At 63.4% G+C, this 25,111-nt stretch carries 23 protein-coding genes; 3 read left to right on the top strand and 20 right to left on the bottom strand.

Going from position 1 to position 25,111, the window contains the following annotated elements; genetic code table 11:
• Positions 1-4 precede the first annotated feature (4 nt).
• The 17 genes from QEO92_RS07060 to QEO92_RS06980 all read right to left on the bottom strand — a co-directional run bounded on the left by QEO92_RS07060 (position 5) and on the right by QEO92_RS06980 (position 19,596).
• A complete protein-coding gene (locus QEO92_RS07060) occupies positions 5-2,275 on the bottom strand; it encodes a molybdopterin-dependent oxidoreductase (RefSeq protein WP_227702589.1) in 2,271 nt (756 codons plus the stop codon).
• A 4-nt stretch (positions 2,276-2,279) separates the two neighbouring features.
• Positions 2,280-3,197, bottom strand: a complete 918-nt coding sequence (locus QEO92_RS07055; protein ID WP_227702588.1) for an ABC transporter ATP-binding protein — start codon at positions 3,195-3,197, stop codon at positions 2,280-2,282.
• Positions 3,194-4,204, bottom strand: a complete 1,011-nt coding sequence (locus QEO92_RS07050; RefSeq protein ID WP_227702587.1) for an ABC transporter ATP-binding protein — start codon at positions 4,202-4,204, stop codon at positions 3,194-3,196. The genes QEO92_RS07055 and QEO92_RS07050 overlap by 4 nt, the downstream gene beginning before the upstream one ends.
• A gap of 7 nt (positions 4,205-4,211) precedes the next feature.
• Entirely contained in the window at positions 4,212-5,402 is a 1,191-nt protein-coding gene (locus QEO92_RS07045; RefSeq protein WP_227702586.1) for a M24 family metallopeptidase, read from the bottom strand.
• Positions 5,399-6,256, bottom strand: a complete 858-nt coding sequence (locus tag QEO92_RS07040) for an ABC transporter permease (RefSeq protein ID WP_227702585.1) — start codon at positions 6,254-6,256, stop codon at positions 5,399-5,401. Before QEO92_RS07040 ends, QEO92_RS07045 begins: the two co-directional genes overlap by 4 nt.
• Before the next feature lie 12 nt (positions 6,257-6,268).
• Positions 6,269-7,186: an ABC transporter permease gene (locus tag QEO92_RS07035; RefSeq protein ID WP_227702584.1), complete on the bottom strand. Its 918-nt coding sequence runs from the start codon at positions 7,184-7,186 to the stop codon at positions 6,269-6,271.
• 34 nt (positions 7,187-7,220) lie between these two features.
• Entirely contained in the window at positions 7,221-8,708 is a 1,488-nt protein-coding gene (locus QEO92_RS07030; protein WP_407722060.1) for an NAD(P)-binding domain-containing protein, read from the bottom strand.
• On the bottom strand, positions 8,708-9,679 hold the full coding sequence (locus tag QEO92_RS07025; protein WP_227702582.1) for a LysR family transcriptional regulator: 972 nt from the start codon (positions 9,677-9,679) through the stop codon (positions 8,708-8,710). The genes QEO92_RS07030 and QEO92_RS07025 overlap by 1 nt, the downstream gene beginning before the upstream one ends.
• Before the next feature lie 264 nt (positions 9,680-9,943).
• Positions 9,944-10,849, bottom strand: coding sequence for a LysR family transcriptional regulator (locus tag QEO92_RS07020; RefSeq protein WP_265105675.1), 906 nt, complete (start codon positions 10,847-10,849; stop codon positions 9,944-9,946).
• A gap of 164 nt (positions 10,850-11,013) precedes the next feature.
• On the bottom strand, positions 11,014-12,507 hold the full coding sequence (locus tag QEO92_RS07015; protein ID WP_227702580.1) for a carboxylesterase/lipase family protein: 1,494 nt from the start codon (positions 12,505-12,507) through the stop codon (positions 11,014-11,016).
• A 7-nt stretch (positions 12,508-12,514) separates the two neighbouring features.
• Positions 12,515-13,309, bottom strand: a complete 795-nt coding sequence (locus QEO92_RS07010) for an ABC transporter permease (protein WP_227702579.1) — start codon at positions 13,307-13,309, stop codon at positions 12,515-12,517.
• A gap of 8 nt (positions 13,310-13,317) precedes the next feature.
• Entirely contained in the window at positions 13,318-14,199 is an 882-nt protein-coding gene (locus tag QEO92_RS07005) for an ABC transporter permease (protein ID WP_227702578.1), read from the bottom strand.
• Positions 14,196-15,263 carry an ABC transporter ATP-binding protein gene (locus QEO92_RS07000; RefSeq protein ID WP_227702577.1) on the bottom strand — a complete coding sequence of 356 codons (1,068 nt, stop codon included), beginning with the start codon at positions 15,261-15,263 and terminating at the stop codon, positions 14,196-14,198. The genes QEO92_RS07005 and QEO92_RS07000 overlap by 4 nt, the downstream gene beginning before the upstream one ends.
• A gap of 24 nt (positions 15,264-15,287) precedes the next feature.
• Positions 15,288-16,370 carry an ABC transporter substrate-binding protein gene (locus QEO92_RS06995; protein ID WP_227702576.1) on the bottom strand — a complete coding sequence of 361 codons (1,083 nt, stop codon included), beginning with the start codon at positions 16,368-16,370 and terminating at the stop codon, positions 15,288-15,290.
• A gap of 130 nt (positions 16,371-16,500) precedes the next feature.
• The gene (locus tag QEO92_RS06990; protein ID WP_227702575.1) at positions 16,501-17,502 is read right to left on the bottom strand and encodes a dipeptidase; all 1,002 of its coding nucleotides are present in this window, start codon (positions 17,500-17,502) and stop codon (positions 16,501-16,503) included.
• Positions 17,502-18,137 carry a 2-hydroxychromene-2-carboxylate isomerase gene (locus QEO92_RS06985; RefSeq protein WP_227702574.1) on the bottom strand — a complete coding sequence of 212 codons (636 nt, stop codon included), beginning with the start codon at positions 18,135-18,137 and terminating at the stop codon, positions 17,502-17,504. The genes QEO92_RS06990 and QEO92_RS06985 overlap by 1 nt, the downstream gene beginning before the upstream one ends.
• The gene (locus tag QEO92_RS06980; protein ID WP_227702573.1) at positions 18,130-19,596 is read right to left on the bottom strand and encodes an NAD(P)-binding domain-containing protein; all 1,467 of its coding nucleotides are present in this window, start codon (positions 19,594-19,596) and stop codon (positions 18,130-18,132) included. Before QEO92_RS06980 ends, QEO92_RS06985 begins: the two co-directional genes overlap by 8 nt.
• Positions 19,597-19,846: 250 nt before the next feature.
• Between QEO92_RS06980 and QEO92_RS06975 the strand changes: the two genes are divergently transcribed.
• Genes QEO92_RS06975 through arsK form a run of 3 tightly spaced genes read left to right on the top strand, consistent with a single transcriptional unit; the run spans position 19,847 to position 22,871 of the window.
• Positions 19,847-20,167, top strand: coding sequence for an ArsR/SmtB family transcription factor (locus QEO92_RS06975; RefSeq protein WP_037150282.1), 321 nt, complete (start codon positions 19,847-19,849; stop codon positions 20,165-20,167).
• Between the two features lie 53 nt (positions 20,168-20,220).
• On the top strand, positions 20,221-21,639 hold the full coding sequence (locus tag QEO92_RS06970) for an FAD-dependent oxidoreductase (RefSeq protein WP_037150024.1): 1,419 nt from the start codon (positions 20,221-20,223) through the stop codon (positions 21,637-21,639).
• On the top strand, positions 21,636-22,871 hold the full coding sequence (gene arsK / locus QEO92_RS06965) for an arsenite efflux MFS transporter ArsK (RefSeq protein ID WP_037150027.1): 1,236 nt from the start codon (positions 21,636-21,638) through the stop codon (positions 22,869-22,871). The genes QEO92_RS06970 and arsK overlap by 4 nt, the downstream gene beginning before the upstream one ends.
• An 85-nt stretch (positions 22,872-22,956) precedes the next feature.
• Here arsK and QEO92_RS06960 read toward each other — a convergent pair whose 3' ends face one another.
• Genes QEO92_RS06960 through phoU form a run of 3 tightly spaced genes read right to left on the bottom strand, consistent with a single transcriptional unit; the run spans position 22,957 to position 25,102 of the window.
• A complete protein-coding gene (locus QEO92_RS06960) occupies positions 22,957-23,646 on the bottom strand; it encodes a winged helix-turn-helix domain-containing protein (protein WP_037150030.1) in 690 nt (229 codons plus the stop codon).
• Positions 23,647-23,659: 13 nt separating this feature from the next.
• A complete protein-coding gene (gene phoB / locus QEO92_RS06955; protein WP_037150033.1) occupies positions 23,660-24,346 on the bottom strand; it encodes a phosphate regulon transcriptional regulator PhoB in 687 nt (228 codons plus the stop codon).
• A 42-nt stretch (positions 24,347-24,388) separates the two neighbouring features.
• Complete coding sequence (gene phoU, locus QEO92_RS06950; RefSeq protein WP_037150036.1) at positions 24,389-25,102, bottom strand: phosphate signaling complex protein PhoU; 714 nt, start codon at positions 25,100-25,102, stop codon at positions 24,389-24,391.
• Positions 25,103-25,111: the final 9 nt, after the last annotated feature.

The following is a 25,111-nucleotide window of genomic DNA, read 5'->3' as shown; positions in this document are numbered from 1 at the left end:
GCATTCAGTCCTCATGCTGTTGTTCCGGTGCCGGCCCGCGCCATGCGCGGATCGAAACCAGGCAGGAATTCGGTGCGGTCGCCTGAGACAGGCGGGAAGCGGCCGTGATCGGCGTCAGCGTATTCGGATTGCCGCCATGATCGATCCCGTCGCTATCCGGGCGGAACCAGCCGCCGGTCGGCAGCACGGCCACACCTGGCATCAGATCCGCATCGATCGTCACGGCTGCGATCGTACGACCCCGGTCGTTGTAGAGTTCGCAAAGATCGCCATCCTCGACGGCGAGCCCCTTTGCATCCACGGCGCTCAACGTGAACCGTTCGTACCCCCGCAACTTGGCGCTTTGGCTGGCGGGACCATATTCAAGCTGTCCATGCAGGCGGTGCGCAGGCTGTGGCGAAAGAAGATGGAACCGGTGTTTTGACGCAAGCGGCGCGCCGAGCCATTCCTCCGGCTCCCTCCAGGCGGGATGCAAGCCGATATCGGGATAGCCGAATTTGCCGATCGTGCCGGAGGCGATCTCGATGCGGCCGCTCGGCGTCTTCAACGGCGCACTTTCGGGGTCCTTCGCGAACCGCCGGAAATGATCGGCGGGCGCCGGCGCCTCCTCCCCTTCGTCAAGGGCCGCAAAGCCCCGCAGGCGGAAGGACTGGAAGTCGGGCAGTTCGGGATAGCGTTCCCGATAACCTTCATAGATATGAGCCAGCCAGTCGTCGACGCAGCGGTTTTCATCAAACGCTTCGCGGCAGCCAAGCCTGTCGGCGATCAGGCAATAGGCCTCGTGATCGGTAAGCACCCCTTCCGGCGGTTCCATGACGCGCCGGCTGTAGACCAGCCAGTTGTCTCGCGAAGAGGCTGCGACGTCATCACGCTCGAATGGAAAGGCCGAGGGAAGCACGATATCCGCCATCTTCGCCGTCGCAGTCCACATGTTCTCGGTGACGATCACCGTTTCCGGGCGCCGGAAGGCTTCCGCAAGGCGGTTGAGGTCCTGGTGATGATGGAACGGATTGCCGCCCGCCCACCAGACGAGCCGGATATCGGGCAGTTCGAGGGCCTGGCCGTCGTAGTCGATCCGACCGCCCGGATTTTCAAGAAGCTCGGTTGTGCGCGCGACCGGTATGAAATGGCTCACCGGATTGCGCCCCTGCTCGAATGCCGGCCCCTTCAGCCGGCGCACCGGCTGGCCCACGGCATTGACAGCGGTCAGGCCGAAGGCAAAACCGCAGCCCTTCCTGCCCACATGGCCGGCCATGGAAGCAAGCGTGATCGCCGCCCAGAACGGCTGTTCGCCGAAACGGGCGCGCTGCAGCGACCAGGCAACGTTGATCAGGCTGCGATGGTCGTGCAGGTCTTCGGCGATTTCGATGATCGTCTCGGCCGGCACGCCGGAGATTGCCGACGCCCAGGCCGCGTCCTTGGCAATGCCGTCCCCCTCCCCGACCAGATAGCTTTCGAACTCTCCGAAGCCCGTGGTGCAGCGCTTCAGGAACTCGCAATCGAACAATCCCTCGGTCAACAGCCTGTGGCACATGCCGAGCATGACGGCCGCGTCCGTGTTCGGGCGGATCGGGACGTGCCGGACATTCGGGCCCAAGGGCGCATCGCTTGCCGCCGGGCTGAATACGACGATGCGAACGCCCCTTTCCTGGCAGCGGCGCAGCCATTCGACCGCGCGATGGCTGCCGGTGCCGCCCGCCTCGACCTGCGCATTGGTCAGCCGGAAGCCGCCGAAGCCGACGAGCAATTCACAGTTCTCCAAAATGTCGCTCCAGGAGGGCGATGTATCGCAGGCGTCCTTGTACTCGCTCCCCAGGATATGCGGCAGCAGCACGCCGGCCGCACCGTAGGAATAGCTGTTGACCGAGGAGGTGAAGCCGCCGGCGAGATTGAGAAGCCGCTTGAGCTGGCTTTGCGCATGATGGAAACGGCCAGCGCTCGCCCAGCCGTAGGAGCCGCCGAAGATCGCCTGGTTCCCGTGGGTGGAGCGAACACGCCTCAATTCATCGGCGATCAGGCCTGTGACTTCGTCCCAGCCCACCGCGACGAATCCCTCCCTGCCCCGACCGACGCCCGTGCCGGCCAGCGGGCCATTTTCCAACCAGGAGCGCCGAACCATGGGCGCACGGATGCGCTCGGGATGATCGGCAAGATCGAGATAGCCAAGCCCTATTTCCGAGGGATCGGGATCATGCCGGAAAGGCAGGAGCCGCGGTTTCCCGTTCGCGTCACAGCCGACCTCATAGGTTCCGAAATGGGTCGCGAACAGGTGCATGGCGCTAACCTCCGAGGACGAAGTGCCGATCCCCGACCGCCCGGAGCGACGCTTCCTCGGGCGGCAGGTTGGCATTGACATCAAAAGCGATGGGTCGGCGGTTGCGCTCGATATCCGGGTCGGGAACCGGGATCGCCGAAAGGAGCGCCTTCGTATAGGGATGCTGCGGGTTCTCGAAGATCGCCTCGCAGGGGCCGATCTCGACGATACGGCCGCGCAGCATCACCGCGACCCGATGGCAGAGGTAGCGGATCATCGACAGGTCGTGAGCGATGAAGAGGTAGGTTAGCCCCAGCTCGTCCTGCAGATCCTGGAACAGGTTGACGATCTGCGCCTGGATCGACACGTCGAGCGCGGTGATCGGCTCGTCCGCGACGATGAAGGCTGGGTTGAGCGCAATCGCCCGGGCGATGTTGACGCGCTGCCTCTGCCCGCCGGAAAACTCGTGCGGATAGCGTTTCATGAACGAGGGGTCGAGGCCGACCTTCTTGAAGAGGGAGGCGACCCGGTCCTGCCGCTCCGACCGCGCCCCGGCAAGCCCGTGCACGTCGAGCGGTTCGGCGACGAATTCTCCGACCGTCATGCGCGGATTGAGCGAGGCATACGGATCCTGGAAGATGATCTGCATGTCGCGCCGGTAGGGCTTGAGCATCGTCTTCGACAGGCCGGTGATGTTCTTGTTCCTGAAGAGAATGTCGCCGCTTGTCGGCGCCTCGAGCTGCAGCAGCACGCGTCCGGTCGTGCTCTTGCCCGAGCCGGATTCGCCAACGAGGCCGAGCGTCTCGCCGGCCGCAATGTCGAAGCTGACATTGTTGACGGCCTTGAGCGCAACTGTCCGGGACCCAAACAGCCCCCCTTCACCACCATAGGTCTTGCAAAGCCGGTTGACGGAAACGAGAGGGGTGGCGTGAAGCTCGGTCATGCCTGTGCCTCCATGCGCGCAAGCTCGGCACGCAGGTCGTACCAGGCCGCCACCCGATGGCCGGGAGTGCTGTCGGCAGCATTGACAAGCGGCGGCGTTTCCAATCTGCACCGCTCCGTAGCGAAGGGATTGCGCGGCGCGAAAGGATCGCCGACCGGTTCCTTCGTCAGATCGGGTGGATTGCCGGGAATCTGGTAGAGCCGGTTGATACCGCGCCGGCCGCCATGTGGAAGCGATTTCAGAAGACCCCAAGTATAGGCGCTGCGCGGATCGTGGAAAACGGAGCGGACCGGGCCACGCTCCATGATGCGGCCGCCATACATGACCTGCACCGTATCGGCCAGTCCGGCGACCACGCCCATGTCGTGGGTGATCCAGATGACGGTCGTGCCGATCTTGCGTTTCAGATCGCGGACGAGATCGAGGATCTGCGCCTGGACGGTGACGTCGAGCGCCGTCGTCGCCTCGTCGGCGATCAGGAGCTTCGGGTTGCAGGAAATGCCGATGGCGATCATCACCCGCTGACGCATGCCGCCTGAGAACTCGTGCGGATATTGCCGGGCACGGCGGGCGGCATCGGGAATGCCGACCAGTTCGAGAAGTTCGATCACCCGCGCCCGTGCCTGGCTCGTCGACATGCCGAAGTGCCGGCGCAGCGGCTCGGCGATCTGCCGCTCGATCGTCAGCACCGGGTTGAGCGAGGTCATCGGGTCCTGGAAGACGAAGCCGATCTCCTTGCCGCGCACCTCGAAAAGCTCGCGCTGAGAGAGTTTCAGCAGGTCGCGACCGTTGAAGATCACCTCGCCGCTGACGATGCGGCCCGGCGGCGTGGCGATCAGCCCAACCATCGAAAGCGCATGCACGCTCTTGCCCGAACCGGATTCGCCGACGATGCCGAGGGTCTCCCCCTCCTCAAGGGTGTAGGATACGTCGTTGACGGCATGCACCGTGCCGGACGGCGTGTCGAACGCGACGGTAAGATTACGGACCTCGAGCAGCGGAGCCATCGGACGCTCAGACCTCCAGGTAGCCGCCGGCGGAGCGGGTCAGGTATTCGCGGCCGGTCTCGGTCATGAGAACCGTGTCGGAAATCTGCGTGGCGCAAACGCAGGGCACACGGATATTGGGCTCGAAGGTGAAGATCATGCCCGGCTCCAGCACCAACGGAGAATTGGCATCGAGCGAGGAATGCTCATGGGCGCCGAGCCCGATTCCGTGGCCGATTCGGCCGGGAATATTGGCGCCATAGCCGCGCTTTTTCAGGCCCTCACGGGTCTTCTCGAACAGGTCCCTGTAGGGTGTGCCGGGCCTGATGATTGCGTCGACCTCCTCGCGGATTTCGAGGATGGCGTTGAGAGCCCGCCTGTTGACCTCCGGCAGCGGCCCCATGGCCACTGTCCGCTCGTTTTCCGCATGGATGCCGTTGGCGATCGTCCAGATGAGAACCGAGACCGCCTCGCCGCGCTGCGGCTTGCGCTGGGTGGGGTTATCGCAATTGAAGAACATGCGCGGGCCGGAGAGCACCCAGGTCCAGAGGCCGTTCTGAACGCCGCCCTCCAGGGAGCCGAAATCACAGACCTCCACATCGGGATAGTTTTCCGCCCAGAGCCTGTTCATCGCATGCATCGAGGCGACCGCGACATCCCGCTCCGTTCCGCCTGCCGCCAGCGTTTCGACCGCGGTATCCATGCCGAGGTCGGCGATCTTCGCGGCAATACGCGCCTGGGCGATCTCGTCGGGATCCTTGATCAGCCGGCAATGGTCGATGAGATGGCTGACATCGGTGAATGTCGCGTCCGGCAAGGCCTTGCGAAGCTGGCCGAGCCGCTGGATCGAGACGAACTCCTCCTCGATTCCGACCGTCTTTGCGGCAACGCCGAGGTCGCCGAGGATGGAGGCGAGCGCATCCTGCCAATTCGGCCCCATCGTCACCTTGGTGGACCATGCGCCATAAAGGCGAATGTCCGGTACCCAGGCGCTCGCCCGGCCATGATCGTCGCGCAGCGCATGCACGAGCATGATCGGATCATGGTCACGCGTGAGGATGGCAATCACCGGATGCGAATAGATGATCGGGTTGAAGCCGGTGAAATAGAAGCTGTTCTCCGGCTTGAAGGAAATGATGACATCGACCTCCTGTTTCGCCATACCCGCCTTGAGGCGTCCGACGCGGGGCGGCAGGCTGGATGGGGATATCTTGTTCATCGCATGGTCCTCAATTTCGGATCGAAATAGTCGCGCAGCCAATCCCCCAGGAGGTTGACGCTAAGCACGGTCAAAAGGATCGCGACGCCCGGGAAGGTGACGATCCACCAGGCCGTCGAGATGTAGACGCGGCCATCGGCCAGCATGCGGCCCCAGCTTGGGTTCGGCGGCTGGACGCCGAGGCCGAGGAAGGACAGCGCCGCATCCATGATGATGATGCGGGCGAGCTCCAGGGTCGCAATCACGAGCGCCGGAGTCAGGACGTTCGGCAGGAGATGCTTGATCATGATGCGCCAGGTCCCTGCCCCGATCGCATGCGCGGAAAGGATGAATTCCCTCTCCCGCAAAGCCAGAACCTGACCGCGGATGATGCGGGCGTAGCGCAGCCAGCTCGTCAGCGCGAGCACGACGACCAGATTGGTGGTGGATGGCCCCAGCGCCGCGATCACCAGGAGCGCGAGCAGCATGAGAGGCAGCGCGAGCTGGATGTCGACGATGCGCATCAGCACCCGATCGACCATGCCGCGATAATAGCCGGCGACGATGCCGAGAAGCGTGCCGACGATGCCGCCGAGAACGACGGCGGCCGTGGCGATCGTCAGCGTCACCCGGCTCCCGTAGACGATGCGCGAGAGGATGTCGCGGCCGAGCTCGTCTGTGCCGAGCGGATGGGCGCCCGGCGAAAAAAGCCCCGTCCAGGTGGGTGCCGCCATGCGGGCGACGAGGTTCGAGCGCGTCGGGACCGGCAGGCCGAGATAGGGCGCAAGCAGCGCGGCCAGAACGAAGATGGCGACGAGCGCGAAGCCGAACAGCCCGGCGCGGCTTTTCAGGAGGGCGAGGAAGAAGGACTTCATGGACCGCCCCCCTTATTGCCGGCTGATGCGCGGATCGAGCACGCCGTAGAGCAGGTCGACCAGCAGGTTGATGAGGATGAAGATAGCGGCAACGAGAGCGACACCCGCCTGAATGACCGGGAAATCCTGGGCCTGGATCGCCTGCATGATGATGCGTCCGACGCCCGGCCAGGCAAACACGGTCTCGATGACCACGGAGCCACCAAGCAACTCGCCGGCGATGATGCCGATCATGGTGACGACCGGGATCAGCGCGTTGCGGGCGATATGCCAGAAGAATACCGTGCGCGGCATGAGGCCCTTGGCGCGGGCGGTGCGGACATAGTCCTCGCGCATGATGTCGAGCAGCGACGACCGCAAAAGCCGGGCAATGGAGGCGGAGACGAAGACCGCAAGCGTCAGCCCCGGCAGGACCAGATGGGCGATCGTGCCCGAGCCGCCGGTCGGCAGCCAGCCGAGATCGACCGAGAAGACGAGGATCAGCATGATGCCGAGCCAGAAGACGGGTGTCGCCTGCCCCAGCAGGGCCGCGATCATGACGATGAATTCGGAGATGGTGCCGCGCTTCAAGGCGGCAACCGCGCCGGCGGCGCCACCGATCAGCGTACCGAACAGCAATGCGGTCCCGGCAAGCTCGATGGTCGCCGGCATGCGTTCGAGAACCACGTCCATCGCGGGACGAGTATGCTGGAAGGAGATGCCGAAATCTCCACACAGCATCGCGAACATGGACAGGGCATATTGTTCGAGGATCGGCCGATCGAGGCCGAGGGAGACCCGCAGCGCGTCGATCTCCTGCTGGTCGGCTCCGACCGGAAGCAGCAGCACCGCGGGGTCGCCCAGCACACGGCTGACGAAGAACACGATGGTCACTACGCCCCAGATGGCGAGCAGCGCTTCTGCGAGCTTGACTGCCAGGTAGCGGTTCATGGGCAAGGCCCCGCAGTGGCAAGAACCGTGTCTCTCATTCCGCCGCACCCTTTTCGAGATCGTCGAGCATTGCGGCGGAATCGGTCCACTCGTCGCCAAGCAATTCCGGCGTCTCGTACGCCACCAGGTTGGCAAAATGGGTTTCGCGATCAGCGACGAAGAGGCTGCGGGCGATGCCGCGCGCCAGCCGGCGCCCGCCATCACTGACGGCCGGGATATCGCCCGACAGCTTTCCGTGGCTGAGCGATGCCGGGTAATTGAAGCAATGAACGAGGCGCAACGACGGGCAGCTTCCCGGTGCCTTTTCCAGGAATTCGAAATCGGGACCGAGATAGGGCGAAGTCGCGAGCTCGCCGTTCTCCATGCCCTCGGCGGGCGCATAGGTGTCCTGCCAGAACCGGATGAAGGGCGCGAAATGGTGAAGTTCCGGCCGCTCATCGAGATCCACCCGGAAGCCTGTCGCGAAGATCACGAAGTCGTATTCCAGGTCGCCGCGGCTGGTCTCGACAATCACCCCGTCGCCCTTTTCACGCAGGCCGGTCACCCCGGTCGCCAGAAAGAAACGACCGTTCGGATGACGGGAGACCCGGAGCGTGGAGTCCCGCGGCGGCGGCGTCTGGGCGCCCAGCACATAGTCCATGAACTTCCACTTCCAGTCGTCGCTCAAGCCCGCAAAGCCCTGCACGACGCCCTGGCTGGAAATGCCGGTGAACTTGTTGATGCGCGGCATCTCCTTGCGGCGGATGATCATGTCGGCGCCGGCGGCCCCTGCTTCGAGGGCGGTCGCAGCATTGTCCATGGCCGAGGCCCCGGCACCGATCACGGCGACGCGCTTTCCCTTCAGGGCAGCAAAGTCGATGTCATCGGCCGAATGCGCCCAGAACCTGCGGTCCACGTGGTGTGCGAAGTCCGGCACGTAGCCGCGGCCGAGACCGTCGCGGCCGGTTGCAAGCACGACATGCCGTGCGTAGAGCCGCTCATCCTTTCCGCTTGCGAAGTCGGTCGCATCAATTGCGATCAGGTCGTCATTGACCGGCGCCATGCCGGTGACGGCGATGCAATTTCGAACCGGCAGGTCGAGCACCTTGCGATACCAGACCAGATAGTCCATCCACTGCTCTTTCGGGATTTTGCCAAGCGCCTCCCAGGTGTCCTGGCCGAACTGGGCAACATACCAGGCGCGGAAGGTCAGTGACGGCAAGCCGAGGGCCGGCCCCGTCAGTTGCTTGGGTGAGCGGAGCGTCTCCATGCGGGCGAATGTGACCCATGGCCCTTCGAGCCCCTGCGGAGCCCGGTCAAGGCAGACGACGTTGTGGATACCGAGCATCTTCAGCGATGCGGCCGCCACGAGCCCGCACATGCCGGCGCCGATGACGACGGCGTCATAGACACGCTTGCCGTCGTATTCGGTCGCCGGCACCCACTCCTTGGGAGGAAGCTCGAGGAGCGAAAGGTCGTCGGCCAGTCTGCTTTCGAGACCTGCCAGACCCGTCGCCGGCTGCTTGGCTTGGACGTTCAAGATCAATGCTCCTGTGCATGCTGGCCGGCGCCGAACGTGGCATCGGCAACGCGTTCGATATGACCCGGATCATGCGCGATGAAACCGGGCATGCGGGCGGCTGAAATCCTGATGATCAACTGGATGAGCTCAAGGACGCCATCCGGAAGCGGCCTGGAAGCCGCCGAGAAAATCCCCCAGAGAAACGGGACGTTCATGTCCAGAGGGCGGATTTCGACATTCTTCAGCTCGACGCCATAGGCGGTGGCGGGCTCGACGATCGCGATGCCGAAGCCGGTCGATGCGAGTTGCAACGCATTGAGCGCCGCATTGGTATCAACGATGCGCGACGGCCGGACACCGGCAACCTCAAGCGCCTGGTTGACGCGGCGGCGCAGACGGAAGGGGTTCGCCATGGTGATCAGGCAACGATCGGCGAAATCTTCCATGGAAATCGTCGGCTTGGCGGCCAGAGGATCATCCACCGCGACCGCCGCCACGCAAGGCGACTGAAATAGGCCATGCACTTCAAGACCAGGATGCTCGACCGGCAGCGATGCGACACAGAGATCGGCCGTGCGGGCAAGCACGGACTGGACCGCAGCCTCGGCCGAAATGCTGCGCAGATGGATGCTCCGGGGAAGCAGGCTTTCCGGCATCTCGGCCAGCGCCAGCGGAAGGAGACCGCTCGCGAAGGCCGGGATCGCGGCGATCTCGATGGGGCCGAGCTCAGAGGACGCGATTGTCTTCGCCCGCTCCTGGAGCTGGCCGATCCCGGTCAGGAAACGTTCCGCGTCGGCATGGAAGGCAATCGCCTTGGACGTGGGTGTGATGCGCGGGCCATTCCGTTCGAAGAGCGGAAACCCGACCGAAGCCTCCAGTTCCTGGACAAGCCGTGTCACCTGGGATTGCGAGCGATCCAAAAGGCGCGCCGCGGCGGTGATGCTGCCCGCCGACATGACCGCCAGAAAGACTTCGAGCTGCTTGATTTCCATCGCCAACCCATAATGCGCAAATTGCAGCATTGATCTATGTCAATTCGTTTAGTGCATAATAAGGTTTGAGGCAATAGAAAATCCCGCCTAAAAAATGTGCTTTCGGGATTCGATGTTCGAGCGTCTGCCCTGCTTTCGAAGGTCTCCGCGATCGCTCGACGCGCTCAAACGGACGTGCCGGGCGCAGCCATACTGGTTACGCCCAAGCATCTCGCGTTCGTTTCAAGGCTAAATGTCACCGTCTGGCGACAACCATCATCACGCCTATATGCTCGGCAGGCTGTCGTGCTTGATAAAGCTGGTCAGCTTCGATGCCTGGTGCTCGATCGCATCGATCAATCGCCGGACGGTCGCCGACAGCGGAAGTCCCGTCGCCGTGATCACGCCCCAATGGAACGGGACGTGGAAGCTCAGGGGGATGACGGAGACGTCCTTGATCGGCAAGCCGCTCAGAGTGACCGACTCGACGATCGCCACTCCAAGCCCCGCGCGCGCCAGCGAAAGCGAGACATAGGTGGCGTTGCTGTCGATGACGCCGCCCGGCTCGATGCCATGCTCGGCAAATGCGCGATCAATCCGCATCCGCAACCGGTACGGATTTGCCGAGGCGATCAGCCGGCGGCCGTGCAGATCGGCCGGTTGCAGCATGTCCTTCCCCGCCAGTTCGTCGCCAGCGGCCACGACGGCCACGCATGGCACCTCCCCGATCCAGTGGACGTCGATACCCGGATTGTCGAGCGGCAGGCTGGCAATGCCCACATCGGCCGTCCGCGCCAGAACCGCCTGGACGACATTCTCCGAAGCGATGCTCTGCACATGGACGTGTTCGGGAAAGAGTTCCTTTGGCAACTCCTGCAACGCAAGCGGGATCACACTCGCGGCGATCGCCGGAATCGATGCAAGTTCCACCGCCTTCGCCGGAGCAGTCTCGATCTGCCGGGCCCTTTCGCTGATGGTGCGCAGCCCGCTGAGGAACAGCTCTGCCTGGGAGAAAAAAGCGACCCCCTGCTCGGTCGGGGCGATCCGCGGCCCGTTGCGATGCAGTACCGGAAAACCCAGTTCCTGCTCCAGTTCCTGAATAAGCCTCGTCACTACCGGCTGGGATTTTCCAAGCGCCTTAGCAGCACCCGTCATACTGCCGATGGACATCACGGCCACGAAGGCCTCCAATTGCCGCGTATCAAGATATTCCGGAGGCATAGGGTTTCCCGTCTTCACCCTTACGAGTGACATTCCAGCATTCGTCGACGTGGTTGGTATAGCCATCTTATCCTTGGCGGACCAGTCCGGTTCAGAACGGGCGCTTATCGGTGTGAACGGTCGCGAGATCCTTTTCACGCGCCCGCGGTGCTCCAAAGCGCGGTGCGCCCATCGAAGGGGTCGGCGATGACGCGAAAATCCCTGCTATCCATATGCAGCACCTCTGGCTGCGAGGCCGAATAGCGGGGCCAGTCACCGGCCGGCGACGTCGGCATCTCGTCGCGAATGAAGGAAACCCAGACGTCGTGAACAACCGTCGCGAAATCCGGTTGGGTGACGGCCTGCCGCGTCGGCAGATGGCTGACATCCATGCCGCGCCGGTACCAGACCTCACCGACTTCGGCGCCGTGCGGCGCTCCGAGTTCATCGGCTCCGATCGGCCCGTAGAGGTATTTGTAAACGGGCTGGTGGACCGCACGCAGGCGGGCGAAGCGCGTCGCCGGGTTCTGGAAGACAAGATCGCCACCGACGGCGCGCCAGATGCCGCGTGGAGAATGATCCGGCAACGCACGCCGATAGCGCTCGACGATCCCGGCCCCGGTCAGCCCCATCGGCCGCACGCGTTCGTGCAGCAGGCTTGCGGCGATCTCGAAATCCATGTCCGGCTGCGCCGTCGCATGGGTCACGTATTCGCCGGTCGTGCAGCCGATCATCATCGGCACGGCCATGGTTTCGCCATCCGCTGCGGCGGCTTCCGGGTGTCGCGGAAGCGAGGTGCCGTCGATGACCGGGACGAAGGGGACACCCAGCATCGAGGCCGAGCCGTCCCGCTCGAAGTCATGCCGTTCGTAGGATTCGTTGCAGAGATCGCGCTGCGCAACGAGCAGGGTCTCGAAGGGCATGTCGTGAAGCTCGGCCTCCGTCACCTGCAGGTAGTCGAGCATGCGACGATTGAGCTTCTGCGCATCGTCCATCGTGGAAATGCCGGTGCTCGCTCCGCTTTGCGGCATCGCCCTGGTGAAGAGACCCTGCGCCGCCGGCATGGCCATGACCGCCGCGATCGCGAAGCCACCGGCGGAACGGCCCGCGAAGGTGACGCGCTTCGGGTCACCGCCGAAGGCTTCGATATTGTCGCGAACCCATTGAAGCGCGGCGATCTGGTCGAGCAGGCCGCGATTGTCCGGCGAACCGTCGTTCAGATGCAGGAAGCCGAGCGCGCCCAGCCGATAGTTGACGGTGACCTCGACGATGCCACTGGCCGCAAAGGCGCCGCTTTGCAGAATGGCCTCGTTCGCCGAACCGACGGCATAGCCGCCGCCATGGATCCAGACGAGTACCGGAGCGGAACCGGTTACCGACGGCGTCCGGATGTTGATCGTCAGGAAGTCCGTGCCGAACTCCAGTTTCGATGCGGCCGCCTTGCCTACGGGACCGTAGGTCGGGATCTGCGGACAGACTGCGCTGAGTGTCCTGGCAGAGCGGATGCCGGGCCACCGGGCCACCGGCTGCGGCGCCGCAAAGCGCCGCTCCGGCGTGATCGGCGCGGCATAGGGAACCCCGAGAAAGACGTGATATCCGTTTTCCCGAAAACCCTCGACAGGACCGCCCGTTGTTTCGACGATTGTCATGCCGACCTCATATTGCCCTGCGCAGGCCGACCAATCTTTCGACCGCGACCACGACGCCGATGGAGATCAGGATCAGGATGACGGAAAGGGCGGCGATCTGCGGATCGGTGGAATATTCGAGATAGTGATAAATTTCGGTCGGCAGCGTGGACGCCTTGACCGAGACGATGAAGAGCGAAATCGTCGCCTCGTCGAAGGAGATCAGGAAGGCGATCACGGCGCCGGCGATCAGGCCGGGACGCACCAGCGGCAGGGTGATGCGCCAGAATACCATGGCCGGAGACGCCCCGTGCACCAGTGCGGCCTCCTCCACGCGCGTGTCGACGGCCATCAGGCTCATGGTGATCGTCCGTACCGTGTAAGGGATCGTGATGCCGAGATGGGCAAGTACGATGCCGGGATAGGTGTCGAGCAGCCCGATCGGCGCGATGACCAGCATGATGCCGACGGCCAGCACGATATGCGGCACGAGGAAGGGCGCGAGGATGAGAAAATTCACCGCCGCCTTGCCGCGGAACTTGTAGCGCACCAGCGACAGCGACAGGAGCATGCCGGCCGAAACCGAAACGATGCCGACAATCGTGCCGATCGCCAGGCTGCGCCAGAAGGCCGAAATGAACTTCGCATTGTGGAAGACCTTCACATAGGATCCCAACGAGAAGCTTTCCGGCGGAAAAGCGAGATACTGGCGCGTGTCGAAAGAGATGATGAAAACGATGACGATCGGCGCCAGCAGGAACAGATAAAGCAGCGTGATCAGCGTATTCCAGGCGACGCGGCCGAGGATCGAGGTGTTCTGCATGGCCGACCTCACACTTCGAGCGCGCGCAGCGCACGCTGGTAGAGAAGGATGATGCTGCTGAACAGCACGAGCAGCATGACCGAGAGCGCCGCAGCCAGCGGCCAGTTGAGCGTCACCGTCGCCTCGTTGAAGACTTCCGTGCCGAGGACGAAGACGCGCCCTCCCCCCATCAGGCGCGGCGTCACGAAGGAGGAGATCGCCAGCACGAAGACGAGGAGCGCCGCCGTCAGCACGCCGGGCAGGCTGAGCGGCAGGACGATGCGCGTGAACACCTTGAGCCGGTTGGCGCCGAGCATCGCGGCTGCCTCCTCCAGTTGAACGTTCAGTCGGCCGAAGCCGCTGAGCATGGCGAGGATCGCATAGGGCATCAGGATTTCGATCAGCGCGACGGTGGCACCGAAGCTGTTGTTGGTGAGACGGATGACGCCATCGGTCAGCGACAGCGCCTGCAGCGTGCTGTTGATGACGCCCCGGTCTCCGAGGATCACCATCCAGCCGTAGGTCCGGACGACGGACGACGTCAGCAGAGGTGCCACCGCGAGCGCCGTCAGCACGCCCCGAAAGCGGCTTTGCGTCCGGGCCAGGAAGAGCGCGATCGGATAGGACAGGATGACGGCGAAGATCGCGACATTGAAGCCGAGAACCAGCGTATTCCAGGCTACTCGCCAGTAGAACGGATCGAACAGAACGGTCGTATAGGATTCCGATGTCCAGTCGCCGCCGCTCAGCGCCCCGACAGATGAAGATGCGAATGAGGCACGGAACAGCCAGAGGAGCGGCAGCAGGAAGGTGACGACCAGCGCGACGAGGCCGGGCAGAAGCAGCAGCAGGAGGATGCCTCGCGAGGCGGCCGGCGCGCCGGCTGCAGGCGCTGTCACGGCGGCGCTCATGCAGCCTCCCGACCGATGAGGGTCACGTCTTCGGGCGCGACGGTCAGGGTGACCTGATCGCCCTTCTGCGGCAGGACACCCGCATGCGTTGGCAGATCGGCCTGCAGCAGACGGCTGCCGCAACGCACGCTCAGCGTCAGGATCTGACCGCGATAGACGATGTGCTCGACGGTGCCGGTAAAGCTGTTCGGCTGGCCGTCCTCTCCTGCGAGGAGCAGGCGATGGGGCCGGACCATCAGCCTGACCGGCGATCCGACAGCGGCTTCACCGACGAAACGAAGCGGCGGCAGGCCGTCGACAACCGCCATGCCCGGCCCGGCAACCTTGCCTTCGAAAAAGGTCCCGGCACCGATGAAGGAGGCGACGAAATCGGTCTGCGGCCGGTCGAAGATTTCGCGCGGGGTTCCGATCTGCTCCAGCCTGCCTGCCGACATCACCGCCAGACGGTCGGCCATCGAAAGCGCCTCGTCCTGATCGTGGGTGACGAAGATGGCGGTCACGCCGGTGCGTGCCTGGATGTCGCGGATTTCATCGCGCATCTCATCGCGCAGTTTCGCATCGAGGTTCGACAGCGGCTCATCGAGCAACAGGAGTTCCGGCTCGATCACCAGCGAACGAGCGATCGCCGCGCGCTGCTGCTGGCCGCCGGAAAGCTGGCTGACCTTGCGCTCGCCAAAACCGGCAAGCTTGACGAGGTCGAGTGCCTTCCTGACGCGCTCCTCGCGCTCGGCCCTGCCGACCTTGCGCATTTCGAGGCCGAAGGAGATGTTCTCCGCGACCGTCATGTGGGGAAACAGGGCATAGGCCTGGAAGACCATGCCCATGTTCCGCTTGTAGACGGGAATGGAGGAAACGTCCCTGCCGTCGAGCCTGATCGCGCCCGATGTCGGGGCGATCAGACCGGCGATCATGCGCAGGATCGTCGTCTTGCCGCAGCCGGAAGGCCCGAGCAGGGCCAGCATCTCGCCGCGCGGCAGCGAGAAGCTGACGTGATCCACGGAAGGCTTCTGGGCGCCTGGATAGGTCTTCACGAGATTTTCGATGATGACGTGATGATCAGCCATGACGGCCAGTTCCCTCAAGACAGATCAGTTGAGCGCGATGACTTCGCGGTTGATGCGCTGGATCCAGGCGGAATATTTCTCCGCGACAAAGTTCCAGTCGAGCGACATCTGGGCGGCCTGGGCTTCCTTGGAGCCGTAGATGCGCGCGGCAACCGCGTCCGGCAGGGTCACCTTGGTATTGACCGGTCCATAGAAGCTCTTTTCGGCGAAGGTCGCCTGTGCCTCGGTGCCCAGCGCATAGTTGATGAAGAGCTGTGCCGCCTCGGCATTCTTGGAGTTTTCGACGAGACCGATCGTATTGGTCTGGCCGATCGAGCCTTCCTTCGGCGCGGCAACAGCAATCTTGCCGCCCTGGGTGTCGTGCAGGTATTGCGCGCGGCCGTTCCAGCAGATGGAAAGGTCGACTTCGCCGCTCTGGACGACGGCGTAGCAATCCGGCGCCGGCTCCCAGGTCGAGACGTTCGGGGCGATTTCCTTGAGCATGTCGATCGCCGGATCGACGGTGTCCTTGTAGTCGGCGCCCTTCAGCTTGTCGAGGATCGGCAGCAGGATGACGCCGCGCGTATCACCAAGCTTCGCGGCGATCCTGCCCTTGTATTTCGGGTCGGTCAGGTCGTTCCAGCTTGTCGGCGGCTGCTTCACGCTGTCGGTATTGTAGAGGATCGCCAGATTGTCCTGCGAGAAGGCGACCGCCTTGTCGCCGTCGAGGCGGGCCCAGTCCGGCATTTCGGCAAGGCTCGGGACCTTGGCCGGGTCGAGCTTGGCGAAAATGCCGCTCTTGTTGGCCTTGATGGCGACCGAGACGTCGATCAGGGCCACGTCGATCTTCGGGTCCGCCTGCTGAAGCGTCAAAAGGGCGAGCGTCTCTGCGGAATTCTTGCTCTGCTGGTACGTCACCTCGATGCCGGGATATTTTTCCTTGAAGGCAGCGATGATGAACTTCTGGTAATTGTCGGCGAAAACGCCGGAAAAACCGACGACGTTCACCGTTCCCTTGATCGAGGCATCCTGGGCCTGGGCCGCGCCGGCAAATGCGGCAAGGCCGGCTGCAAGAATGCCGGCGCTGAGGAACATCCGCGAAATTCCGTTTTGCATGCGTATCGTCATGTCCGTCTCTCCAGTTTTAGGCATGGCGTGTGTTCTTATATCCCCATGCAGTTCCCTGATCCCGCAAACGCGGTCTCCCGCTCGATAAGCCGAGGCAATTCTTCCTACCGACAGTCCATGCCGGAGAAGATCAGGCCATCGGCGTCCAGGCCGCGTCGAGCACGCGCAGCCAGTTCCTGCCAAGAAGCTTGAGCACCAGTTCCTCGCCCCAGCCGCGTGCCAGCATGCGGGCCGTCAGGTTCGGCATCTCGGTCATCCGCTGGATTCCCTTGGGCTTTGATATCTTGACCGAACCGAATTCGGTCAGCGTACGTGCGGTACCCTTGTCCTTGTTGGCCCAAAGCAGCCAGGGACCGGGACGCGGCCGGTCTAGCGAGAAGTCCGTGCCGATGCCGACATGGTCCTCGCCGACGAGGTCGATCACGTAAGACATGGCATCGAGGTAATCCTCCACCGTCGCGTCGTTGCCGGCGGCAAGGCCCGGCGCGAAGAGGCTGACGCCGATCAGGCCGCCCTTTTCGGCGCAGGCGACGAACAATTCGTCTGGCTTGTTGCGTTTGACGTCCCGCAGCGCCCGCGGCAGGATATGCGAGATGCAGACCGGCTTCTTCGAATAGGCGATGACGTCGGCACTGGTCTTGTCGCCCACATGGCTCAGGTCGCAGAGCACGCCGACGCGGTTCATTTCCGCCAGCACTTCCCTGCCGAAGCCGGTGAGCCCGCTGTCGACTTCCTCCAGGTAGCCTGCGCCGGAATAGTTCTGGGTATTGTAGGTAAGCTGCATGATGCCGACGCCGAGATCCTTGAAGATCTCCACGTAGTCGAGCTTGTCTTCCAAAGGCGAGGTGTTCTGCCAGCCGATGATGATGCCGGTCTTGCCTTCCGCCTTGGCGGCATGGATATCGGCGACGGTACGGACCGGCCGGATGATGTCGTCGTTCTCGCGCAGGAAGCGCTTCCACTCGGAAACGTAGCCGATCCCTTCGCGGAAATTCTCCCAGAGAAGGGAGGAGACGTTGACGGTCGTCAGGCCGCCGGCGCGCATTTCCTCGAAGATCGACCGGCTCCACTGGCAGGTCTGGAGGCCATCGACGATGATTGCGTTATCATGCAGTTTTCTTGCGTCGGTCATCACGCCGTTTCCTTGCGCATTTCAATGGTCTTGCCGGCCTTCAGGGCGCGGTCGACGAATTCCAGGCGATCCTGCCCCCAGAAGAGTTCCTTGCCGAGGACGTAGGTCGGCGTGCCGAAGACACCAAGCCGCTCGGCCTCCGCGAGATTGCCGTGCCACTCCGCGACGATATCGTCCGGCTGCGGATCGGCGACGAGCCCTGCCGCAGTCTCGCCGGCCGTTGCCCGCGCGATATCGCGGAGGGTGGAGAGGTCGGCGATGTCGCGGTCCTCGGCCCAAAGCGCCCGCTGCACGGCGAACGAGAAGGAAATCGCGTCGAGGCCCGCCTTCTGGAGCGCGATCACCGCCTGCGCGGCTGGCTCGATCGTGCGGCAGGGGTAGAATTTCGGTTTCAGGTTAAGCGGCATGCCGAGATAGTCCCGCCAGCGGCGCAGTTCGACCTCGTGGTAGAGCTGGCGCGCATCGGGACGCTTGCGCAGCGGGATGCCGCCATTCGCCTCGATGATGCGGATCGGCCTGAGCCGCACGCCTGCGTCATTCTCACGGGCAATCGCAACCGCCCTTTGGGCGCCGAAATAGGCCCATGGCGACGAGATGCCGTAGAAAATCTGAAGCTCCGGACGTCGTTCATCCATTGGCAATGCTCATGTCCTCGTCAATATCCGCGTCCGTCCATTCGTCGCCCAGAAGTTCCGGCGTATCGAATGCGAGAAAGCGATCGAGATGGTAGGTCCGGTCCTCCACGAAGAGCGACCGTGCGAGACCCGTCGCCAAGCGCGCCGCGCCATCGCTGATCGAAGGTATCCCGCTGGTGATCTTTCCGTGCGAGGGAACCGCCGGATAGGCGAAGCAGGCGACCCGCGAGACCGAGGCGGCAAGACCGGGATCGAGCCCCGGCTTCGGCAGAAATTCGAAAGAAGGGCCGAGATAGGGCGTCGAACCAACACCTTCATGCTCCCACCCGGCGGGCGGAGTGTAAGCGTCGCGCCAGAGCAGGATCTTGCCGGCGAGCGCGGAAAATTCCGGCCGCTTGCCGAAATCGACCGAGAAACCCGTCGCGAAGATCACCAGATCGGTCCGGTAACGCCCCTTCGGCGTCACCACGTCCACCGCATCGCCGGCCTCGACGAGCTCACTTATCGGGCTTGCCAGATGAAAGAAGGCGTTCAGATGGCGCGAGACGCGCAGCACGCTGTGGCGCGGCGGCGGGATCTGGGCCCGTTCGCCGGCAACCATATAGGTCCACTTGTCCGCATCCGGCAGGCCGACATAACCCTGCGTCATGCCCTGGTTGCCGACCCCGGTGAATTTGTCGACGCGCGGGATATCGGCACGACGCACAAAGATGTCGACGCGCGCAGCACCCGCCTCCAGGGCGGCTGCGGCATTGTCCATCGCCGATGCGCCGGCGCCGACGACAGAAACGCGCTTGCCCTTCAAGGAAGCCATGTCGATGACATCGGCGCCGTGTTTCACGAAGCGCGACGGCACGCGGGCGGCGACATCTGGAAGCGTCGGAGCGCCGAGCCCGTCGAGGCCGGTCGCCAGAACCACGCGGCGGGCGAGAACCTGCTCCTTCGCTCCGGCCCTTTCGAAGTCCAGAGCGATCAGGCCATCTTCGCGAAAGCCGATTGCCGACAGGGTGGCGTCGTTGACCACGTCGAGATCGAGGACCCGCCGATACCAGACGAGATAGTCCATCCACATGGGACGTGGAATGAGGCCCATATCGAGATAGGCCTGAGCGCCATATTGCGCCTCGAACCACGCACGGAAAGTCAACGACGGGATGCCGAGCGCCGGCCCCGCGGCATCTTTGCGGGTACGCAGCGTCTCCATCCGCGCATAGGTGATCCAGGGGCCCTCCCGCCCTTTCGGAGCGCGGTCGAAGGCGCGGACATTGCAGATGCCGACCTTCTTCAAGGCGGCCAGCGTCACCAGCCCGCAGAGACCGGCCCCGATTACGGCCACGTCCAGAACCTCGGCACTATCGACTTCGGTCCTAGGAAGCCAGGCCTTCGGCGGCTGGTTGAGCCACAGGAGATCGAGCTGAAGCCTGCGCTCGAGATCTTCGAGCGAAGCTGGTCGGTGCAAGGATGAACCAGAGAGCGTCACGAGCGACCTATAATTCGGAAAACGAATGACACCTTCATTACGATACAAAAACAGAAATGTAAAGCGTCTGATGAAAAACGGGGCACATTCGACCGCCGCCTTAATTGTGAACAATCGGGATCGTTGTAAGGACCTGGCAGCACCGGCATTGCATGCCTTGGGCTTGGCAAGGAAGCACGTCCGGCAGAAGTGCTTGACGGGCCACGCTCGGCGCGGTATCGGTATTTCCATGAATATCGAAATAGCGTCCTCACAGATGGAATCCCTGGGCAACCCGACGCGGCTGCGGATTTACCGCACGCTGGTTCGGGCGGGCTTCGACGGGCTCCCGGTCGGCGGCCTCCAACAGCGGCTGGAGATTCCGGCTTCGACTCTGTCGCATCATTGCAGGAAGCTGATCGATGCGGGACTGGTGACGCAGGAGCGAAACGGAACGACGCTGATCTGCCGGGCAAACTACAAGGCAATGTCGGCGCTGATCGGCTATCTGGCCGATGAGTGCTGTGCGGACGGCCGATGCGAGGACGTGGAGGCGGCCGCGGTGGCCTGATTTTTTTGCCCACATATTTCGAATTAACTAGAAATACGGAAGGAGACAGGTAAATGCCTTCGAAGCTACCCATAGCAGTTATAGGTGCGGGTCCCGTGGGTCTCGCCGCGGCAGCGCAGCTTATGAAGCGCGGCCTCCGTCCACTGGTCCTGGAAAGCGGGCCGTCGGCGGGAACGTCGCTGCGGGCCTGGGGGCACGTGCGTGTCTTCTCGCCCTGGCGCTATGTCATCGAGAACTCGGCCGCCGAACTGCTTCACCGGTCGGGCTGGATTGCCCCGGATCCCGAAGAACTGCCGACCGGGGCGGAGATCGTCGAACGGTATCTCGATCCCCTCGCCCGGCTCGCGGAAATCGCCCCACATGTCGCCTACGGTTCGACCGTGACCGCCGTGACGCGCGAGAACCTCGACAAAGTCACCAGCCGGGGACGCGGCGCTTCGCCTTTCGTGATCCGCTATGTCGATGCCTCTGGTGAAGAGAAGGCTGTCCTCGCCAGCGCCGTCCTCGATGCGTCCGGGACATGGAGACGCCCAAGCCCGATGGGCGTGGACGGCCTTCCGGTTATCGGAGAAAGCAAAGCGGGCGGCAGGATCGCCTATGGGATTCCGGACGTATCCGGCGTCGGCAAGCCGGACTATGCCGCTGCATCGATCCTCGTCGTCGGCAGTGGCCATTCCGCCATCAACGTGGTGCTGGCGTTGCTCGAAGTCCAGAAGACCGCGCCGACCACGGCCATATCATGGGCGCTGCGCCGCAATGGAATCGACCGTCTTCTCGGCGGCGGATTGAACGATCAGCTTCCGGCTCGCGGCGATCTCGGGCTGGCGGCGAAGGAGGCGATCGACAGCGGCCGCGTGAAGCTGCTGGCCCCCTTCGCAGTCCAGTCCGTCCGCGAGAATGGCGGCCGCCTCGACGTGGAGGCTTTGCACGACGGCCGGCATGAGCGGCTTGCCGTCGACCGCATCGTGGTGGCCACGGGCTTCCGTCCCGATCTCGACATCCTGAAGGAACTCCGGCTCGATCTCGATCCGGCCGTGGAAGCCCCCCACCGTCTCGCACCCATGATCGATCCGAACCTGCATTCCTGCGGAACGGTGCCGCCGCATGGCGTGGTCGAGTTGACACAGCCGGAACCCGGCTTCTTCATCGTCGGTTCGAAATCCTATGGGCGCGCGCCGACATTTCTCATGGCAACGGGGTACGAGCAGGTCCGCTCGGTCGTGGCGGAACTCGCAGGCGACAGCAACGCCGCCCGCGAGGTGCATCTCGTTCTCCCGGAAACCGGTGTCTGCAGCGTAACCAATCCAGTGCTCGCAGAGGCAGCGTCCGGTGGCTGCTGCGGTGGTCCTGCTCTTTCTGAAGTCGACGCGTGCTGCATCGCCGACATGAAGGCCAAGACTGATGGCAAAGCTGGTTGTGGCTGTGGTACATCCACTGCGGTGGAACGGAACGATGTGGAACCTGCAGAATGACCGAGCGGAAAGCTCCCGCGCGCCTGATCTGGGCGCTCGGCGCAACACAGATCATCGGCTACGGTACCCTTTATTATTCCTTCAGCATCCTCGCGCCGGACATGGCACGAGACTTCTCCATCCAACAAGACAGGCTTTTCGGGCTGCTATCGGTGGCGCTGCTGGTTGGCGGACTGTTCGCACCGAGAGCGGGAAACTGGGCGGACCGGTTCGGAGCCGGCCGGCTCATGGTCCCCGGTTCGCTTGCTGCCGCCATCTCGCTTGGCTGCGCGGCCGCATCGCCGAATGCGACGACGTTCGGTATTTCACTCGTCGCAATGGAGATCGCCTCCAGCTTCGTTCTCTACAGCACGGCATTTGCAGCGATCGTGCAGGTTGGAGGCAGCAAGCCACAGCGCAGCATAACCCATCTGACGCTGATCGCGGGATTCGCATCAACGCTCTTCTGGCCGCTCACGGCAACACTGCATGACTATCTCGGCTGGCGTGAGATCTACCTCGTCTTCGCGATCCTGAATATCGCCGTGTGCCTTCCGATCCATTGGTGGGTCGGGAGACTGCCCCGCGACGTGCCCGAACCACGGGCATCAGTAAATCAATCCGGAGCGATGGCCGTTCAGCCTGAAGCCGGCCCCGCGTTCAGTGGCGTCTTTATTCTGATGCTTGCGGGCTTTGCCCTGGAAGGATTCGTGCTGGCCTCCGTGCTGGTCCACATGGTTCCGCTGCTGACAGCACTTGGGCTTGGCACGGCAGGCCTCATGGTCTCCACCCTCTTCGGTCCCTCGCAGGTCGCCAGCCGCCTCCTGAACATGATCTTCGGAGGGCGCTTGTCACAGACGGTGCTCGCCGTGATCTCCGCGGGATTGCTCGCCGTCGCCCTTATCGTCCTGATGGCGACAAGTCCGTGGCTCCCCGGTCTCATCGCATTCGCGATCCTGTTCGGTCTGGGATCGGGGCTCGCAAGCATCGTCGGGGGAACGCTTCCACTGGAGCTTTTCGGAAGGCACGGTTATGGCGCACGGCTCGGCTGGGTGACCGCCGCACGCCAGTTTTCCTCAGCACTTGCCCCCTTTGCGTTCGCTGTCATGCTGGGAACTTGGGGGGTCGGCCAGGCAGTATCGATCAGCATTCTGGGAGGCGCGGCGGCCGTCGGCCTGTTCGGAGCGATCGCCTTCGCCCGCTACAGAGCAACAAGACCAGCAGCTGGACCTTTCGGTGGTTCGCAGGCCTGACAAGACACGACAAACAGGAGATGCAGGCCCCTCGGCGAAGCCCTAAAGAAAAGCAGCATAGGCCTTCCAACGATCGCGAGAAAATTCAGACGTCGCCGAGGGCGTAGCCCGCTCCGCGGACGGTCCGGATCACCTGGTCAGCCTTGCCCAGGCTGATGCCCTTCCGGAGGCGACCGATGTGCACGTCGACGGCGCGCTCGTCCACGGTTGCACCATCACCCCAGAGCGACCTTTTCAGCTCCGTCCGCGAATAGACCCGTCCCGGATACCGCATCAGGAACTCGAGAAGCCGGAACTCGGTGGGGCCGAGCCTGACTTCCTTCTTCTGCCTGTGGACCCTGTGTGCTTCGCGGTCGAGGGTCAGGTCTCCGACCCTGATCATATGGCTCAGAAGATTCGGATGCATGCGGCGAAGAAGGTTCTTCACCCTTATGGCAAGCTCGACGGAGGGGAATGGCTCTACGAGGCAGTCATCCGCGCCGGCAGCGAGACCCGTCAGCCTGTCGCTCTCGCTTTCCGCCGGAACAAGCAGGACCACGGGCACCCGCATCGTTGCTGGTTCGGTACGAAGTCTTCGGCAGATCTCGATGCCATTCAGCCCCGGAAGGGACGAACTCAGCACCAGTACATCGGGAAGGCTCGAAACCAACCGCTCCATCAGCTCGGAGCCCGCCGAAAGCAGCGTCACGTCGAAACCTTCATCGACAAGGGAGAACCGCAGCACTTCGCGCAGCGTTTCATCGCCATCGATCACCACGACAACTCGCGCTCCCATCGCGGTGCTCTCCCTAGTGTCCTTCCATCGAGTATCCGGCGCCGCGGACGGTGCGGATGACATCCTGCATGTTGGAGAAGTTGAGCGCCTTCCTGAGGCGTCCGACATGCACGTCGACGGTGCGCTCGTCCACATAGATGTCGTGGCCCCACACCCCGTCGAGAAGCTGCGAGCGCGAGAAGACCCGGCCGGGCGCGGCCATCAGGAATTCCAGAAGCCGGAACTCCGTCGGGCCGAGCCGCACTTCGCGGCTCTTGCGATGCACCCTGTGCGTCTCCCGGTCCAGCTCGATGTCGCCGCAGCGCAGGACGCTCGACAGCACTTCCGGACGCGCGCGCCGCAGCATCGCCTTCACTCGCGCCATCAGTTCCGGCGTCGAGAACGGCTTTACGACATAGTCATCGGCGCCGGTCGCAAGCCCGCGGACCCGTTCGCTCTCCTCGCCGCGCGCCGTCAGCATGATGATCGGCAGTCGCTCCGTCTCCGGCCGCATCCTCAGCCGCCGGCAGAGTTCGATGCCGGAAACACCGGGCAACATCCAGTCGAGGATCAGAAGATCCGGCGTGCGTTCCTGAAGCCTGATCTCGGCTTCATCCCCGCGCAGAATCGTCTCCACCTCATAACCTTCCGCTTCAAGGTTGTAGCGAAGAAGCACGCTCAGCGCCTCCTCATCCTCCACGACCGCGATCTTCGGCTGCATTCCGTCTTAGCTCCGTCACCATTCCATCGTCATTCGGCGCCATTATTCCGTGATCGCGCCGAGCGTGTTCGACGTATCGTCCTTCGGACGCTCGCCTTCCGGCTGGGCGCCGGTCGTCATGTAGTAGATCGTCTCGGCGATGTTGGTGGCGTGGTCGCCGATACGCTCGATGTTCTTGGCACAGAACAGAAGATGCGTGCAGGTGGTGATGTTGCGCGGATCTTCCATCATGTAGGTCAAAAGCTCGCGGAACAGGGACGTGTACATCGCGTCGATTTCCTCGTCGCGGATGCGGATCGCCTCCGCCTTCTCGGCCGAACGGCTAGAATAGACGTCCAGCACTTCCTTCAGCTGCGTCAGCGCCAGGTCCGACAGGTGCTCGATGCCGCGCGCGAGCTTGCGCGGCACACCGGTGCCCTGCACCGCGATCACCCGCTTGGCAGTGTTCTTGCCGAGGTCGCCGACCCGCTCCAGATCGGAGGCGATGCGCAGCGATCCGACGATGTCGCGCAGGTCGCCCGCAACCGGCTGGCGGCGGGCGATCGTCACGATCGCCTTGTCGCCGATATCGCGCTCGGCATGGTCGAGGATCACGTCGTCGGAGATCACCTTCTGGGCAAGGGCGGCATCGGAATTGACCAGTGCCCGCACTGCATCCGCGCACATCTGCTCCGCAAGCCCGCCCATCTCCGAAATCCGGCGGCTCAGATATTTCAGTTCGTCGTCATAGGCAGACAGGATATGTGTCGAAGACATGGTCTTATC

The sequence above is a fragment of the Neorhizobium petrolearium genome (genome assembly GCF_029854435.1).
Lineage (GTDB): Bacteria > Pseudomonadota > Alphaproteobacteria > Rhizobiales > Rhizobiaceae > Neorhizobium > Neorhizobium petrolearium.
The sequence above is the reverse complement of the archived record's forward strand: the minus strand, read 5'-3'. Positions and strand labels throughout refer to the sequence as shown.

What these genes read in the sequence shown, in the direction of transcription:
- QEO92_RS07015 (WP_227702580.1), bottom strand. Translation starts at nt 12,507, where the DNA reads ATGACAATCGTCGAAACAACGGGCGGTCCTGTCGAGGGTTTTCGGGAA.
- QEO92_RS06995 (WP_227702576.1), bottom strand. Translation starts at nt 16,370, where the DNA reads ATGACGATACGCATGCAAAACGGAATTTCGCGGATGTTCCTCAGCGCC.
- QEO92_RS07035 (WP_227702584.1), bottom strand. Translation starts at nt 7,186, where the DNA reads ATGAACCGCTACCTGGCAGTCAAGCTCGCAGAAGCGCTGCTCGCCATC.
- QEO92_RS06985 (WP_227702574.1), bottom strand. Translation starts at nt 18,137, where the DNA reads ATGGATGAACGACGTCCGGAGCTTCAGATTTTCTACGGCATCTCGTCG.
- QEO92_RS07050 (WP_227702587.1), bottom strand. Translation starts at nt 4,204, where the DNA reads ATGGCTCCGCTGCTCGAGGTCCGTAATCTTACCGTCGCGTTCGACACG.
- QEO92_RS07040 (WP_227702585.1), bottom strand. Translation starts at nt 6,256, where the DNA reads ATGAAGTCCTTCTTCCTCGCCCTCCTGAAAAGCCGCGCCGGGCTGTTC.
- QEO92_RS07025 (WP_227702582.1), bottom strand. Translation starts at nt 9,679, where the DNA reads ATGGAAATCAAGCAGCTCGAAGTCTTTCTGGCGGTCATGTCGGCGGGC.
- QEO92_RS06970 (WP_037150024.1), top strand. Translation starts at nt 20,221, where the DNA reads ATGCCTTCGAAGCTACCCATAGCAGTTATAGGTGCGGGTCCCGTGGGT.
- QEO92_RS07005 (WP_227702578.1), bottom strand. Translation starts at nt 14,199, where the DNA reads ATGAGCGCCGCCGTGACAGCGCCTGCAGCCGGCGCGCCGGCCGCCTCG.
- QEO92_RS07045 (WP_227702586.1), bottom strand. Translation starts at nt 5,402, where the DNA reads ATGAACAAGATATCCCCATCCAGCCTGCCGCCCCGCGTCGGACGCCTC.
- phoB (WP_037150033.1), bottom strand. Translation starts at nt 24,346, where the DNA reads ATGCAGCCGAAGATCGCGGTCGTGGAGGATGAGGAGGCGCTGAGCGTG.
- QEO92_RS07055 (WP_227702588.1), bottom strand. Translation starts at nt 3,197, where the DNA reads ATGACCGAGCTTCACGCCACCCCTCTCGTTTCCGTCAACCGGCTTTGC.
- QEO92_RS06960 (WP_037150030.1), bottom strand. Translation starts at nt 23,646, where the DNA reads ATGGGAGCGCGAGTTGTCGTGGTGATCGATGGCGATGAAACGCTGCGC.
- QEO92_RS07010 (WP_227702579.1), bottom strand. Translation starts at nt 13,309, where the DNA reads ATGCAGAACACCTCGATCCTCGGCCGCGTCGCCTGGAATACGCTGATC.
- QEO92_RS07000 (WP_227702577.1), bottom strand. Translation starts at nt 15,263, where the DNA reads ATGGCTGATCATCACGTCATCATCGAAAATCTCGTGAAGACCTATCCA.
- arsK (WP_037150027.1), top strand. Translation starts at nt 21,636, where the DNA reads ATGACCGAGCGGAAAGCTCCCGCGCGCCTGATCTGGGCGCTCGGCGCA.
- QEO92_RS07060 (WP_227702589.1), bottom strand. Translation starts at nt 2,275, where the DNA reads ATGCACCTGTTCGCGACCCATTTCGGAACCTATGAGGTCGGCTGTGAC.
- QEO92_RS06975 (WP_037150282.1), top strand. Translation starts at nt 19,847, where the DNA reads ATGAATATCGAAATAGCGTCCTCACAGATGGAATCCCTGGGCAACCCG.
- QEO92_RS06990 (WP_227702575.1), bottom strand. Translation starts at nt 17,502, where the DNA reads ATGACCGACGCAAGAAAACTGCATGATAACGCAATCATCGTCGATGGC.
- phoU (WP_037150036.1), bottom strand. Translation starts at nt 25,102, where the DNA reads ATGTCTTCGACACATATCCTGTCTGCCTATGACGACGAACTGAAATAT.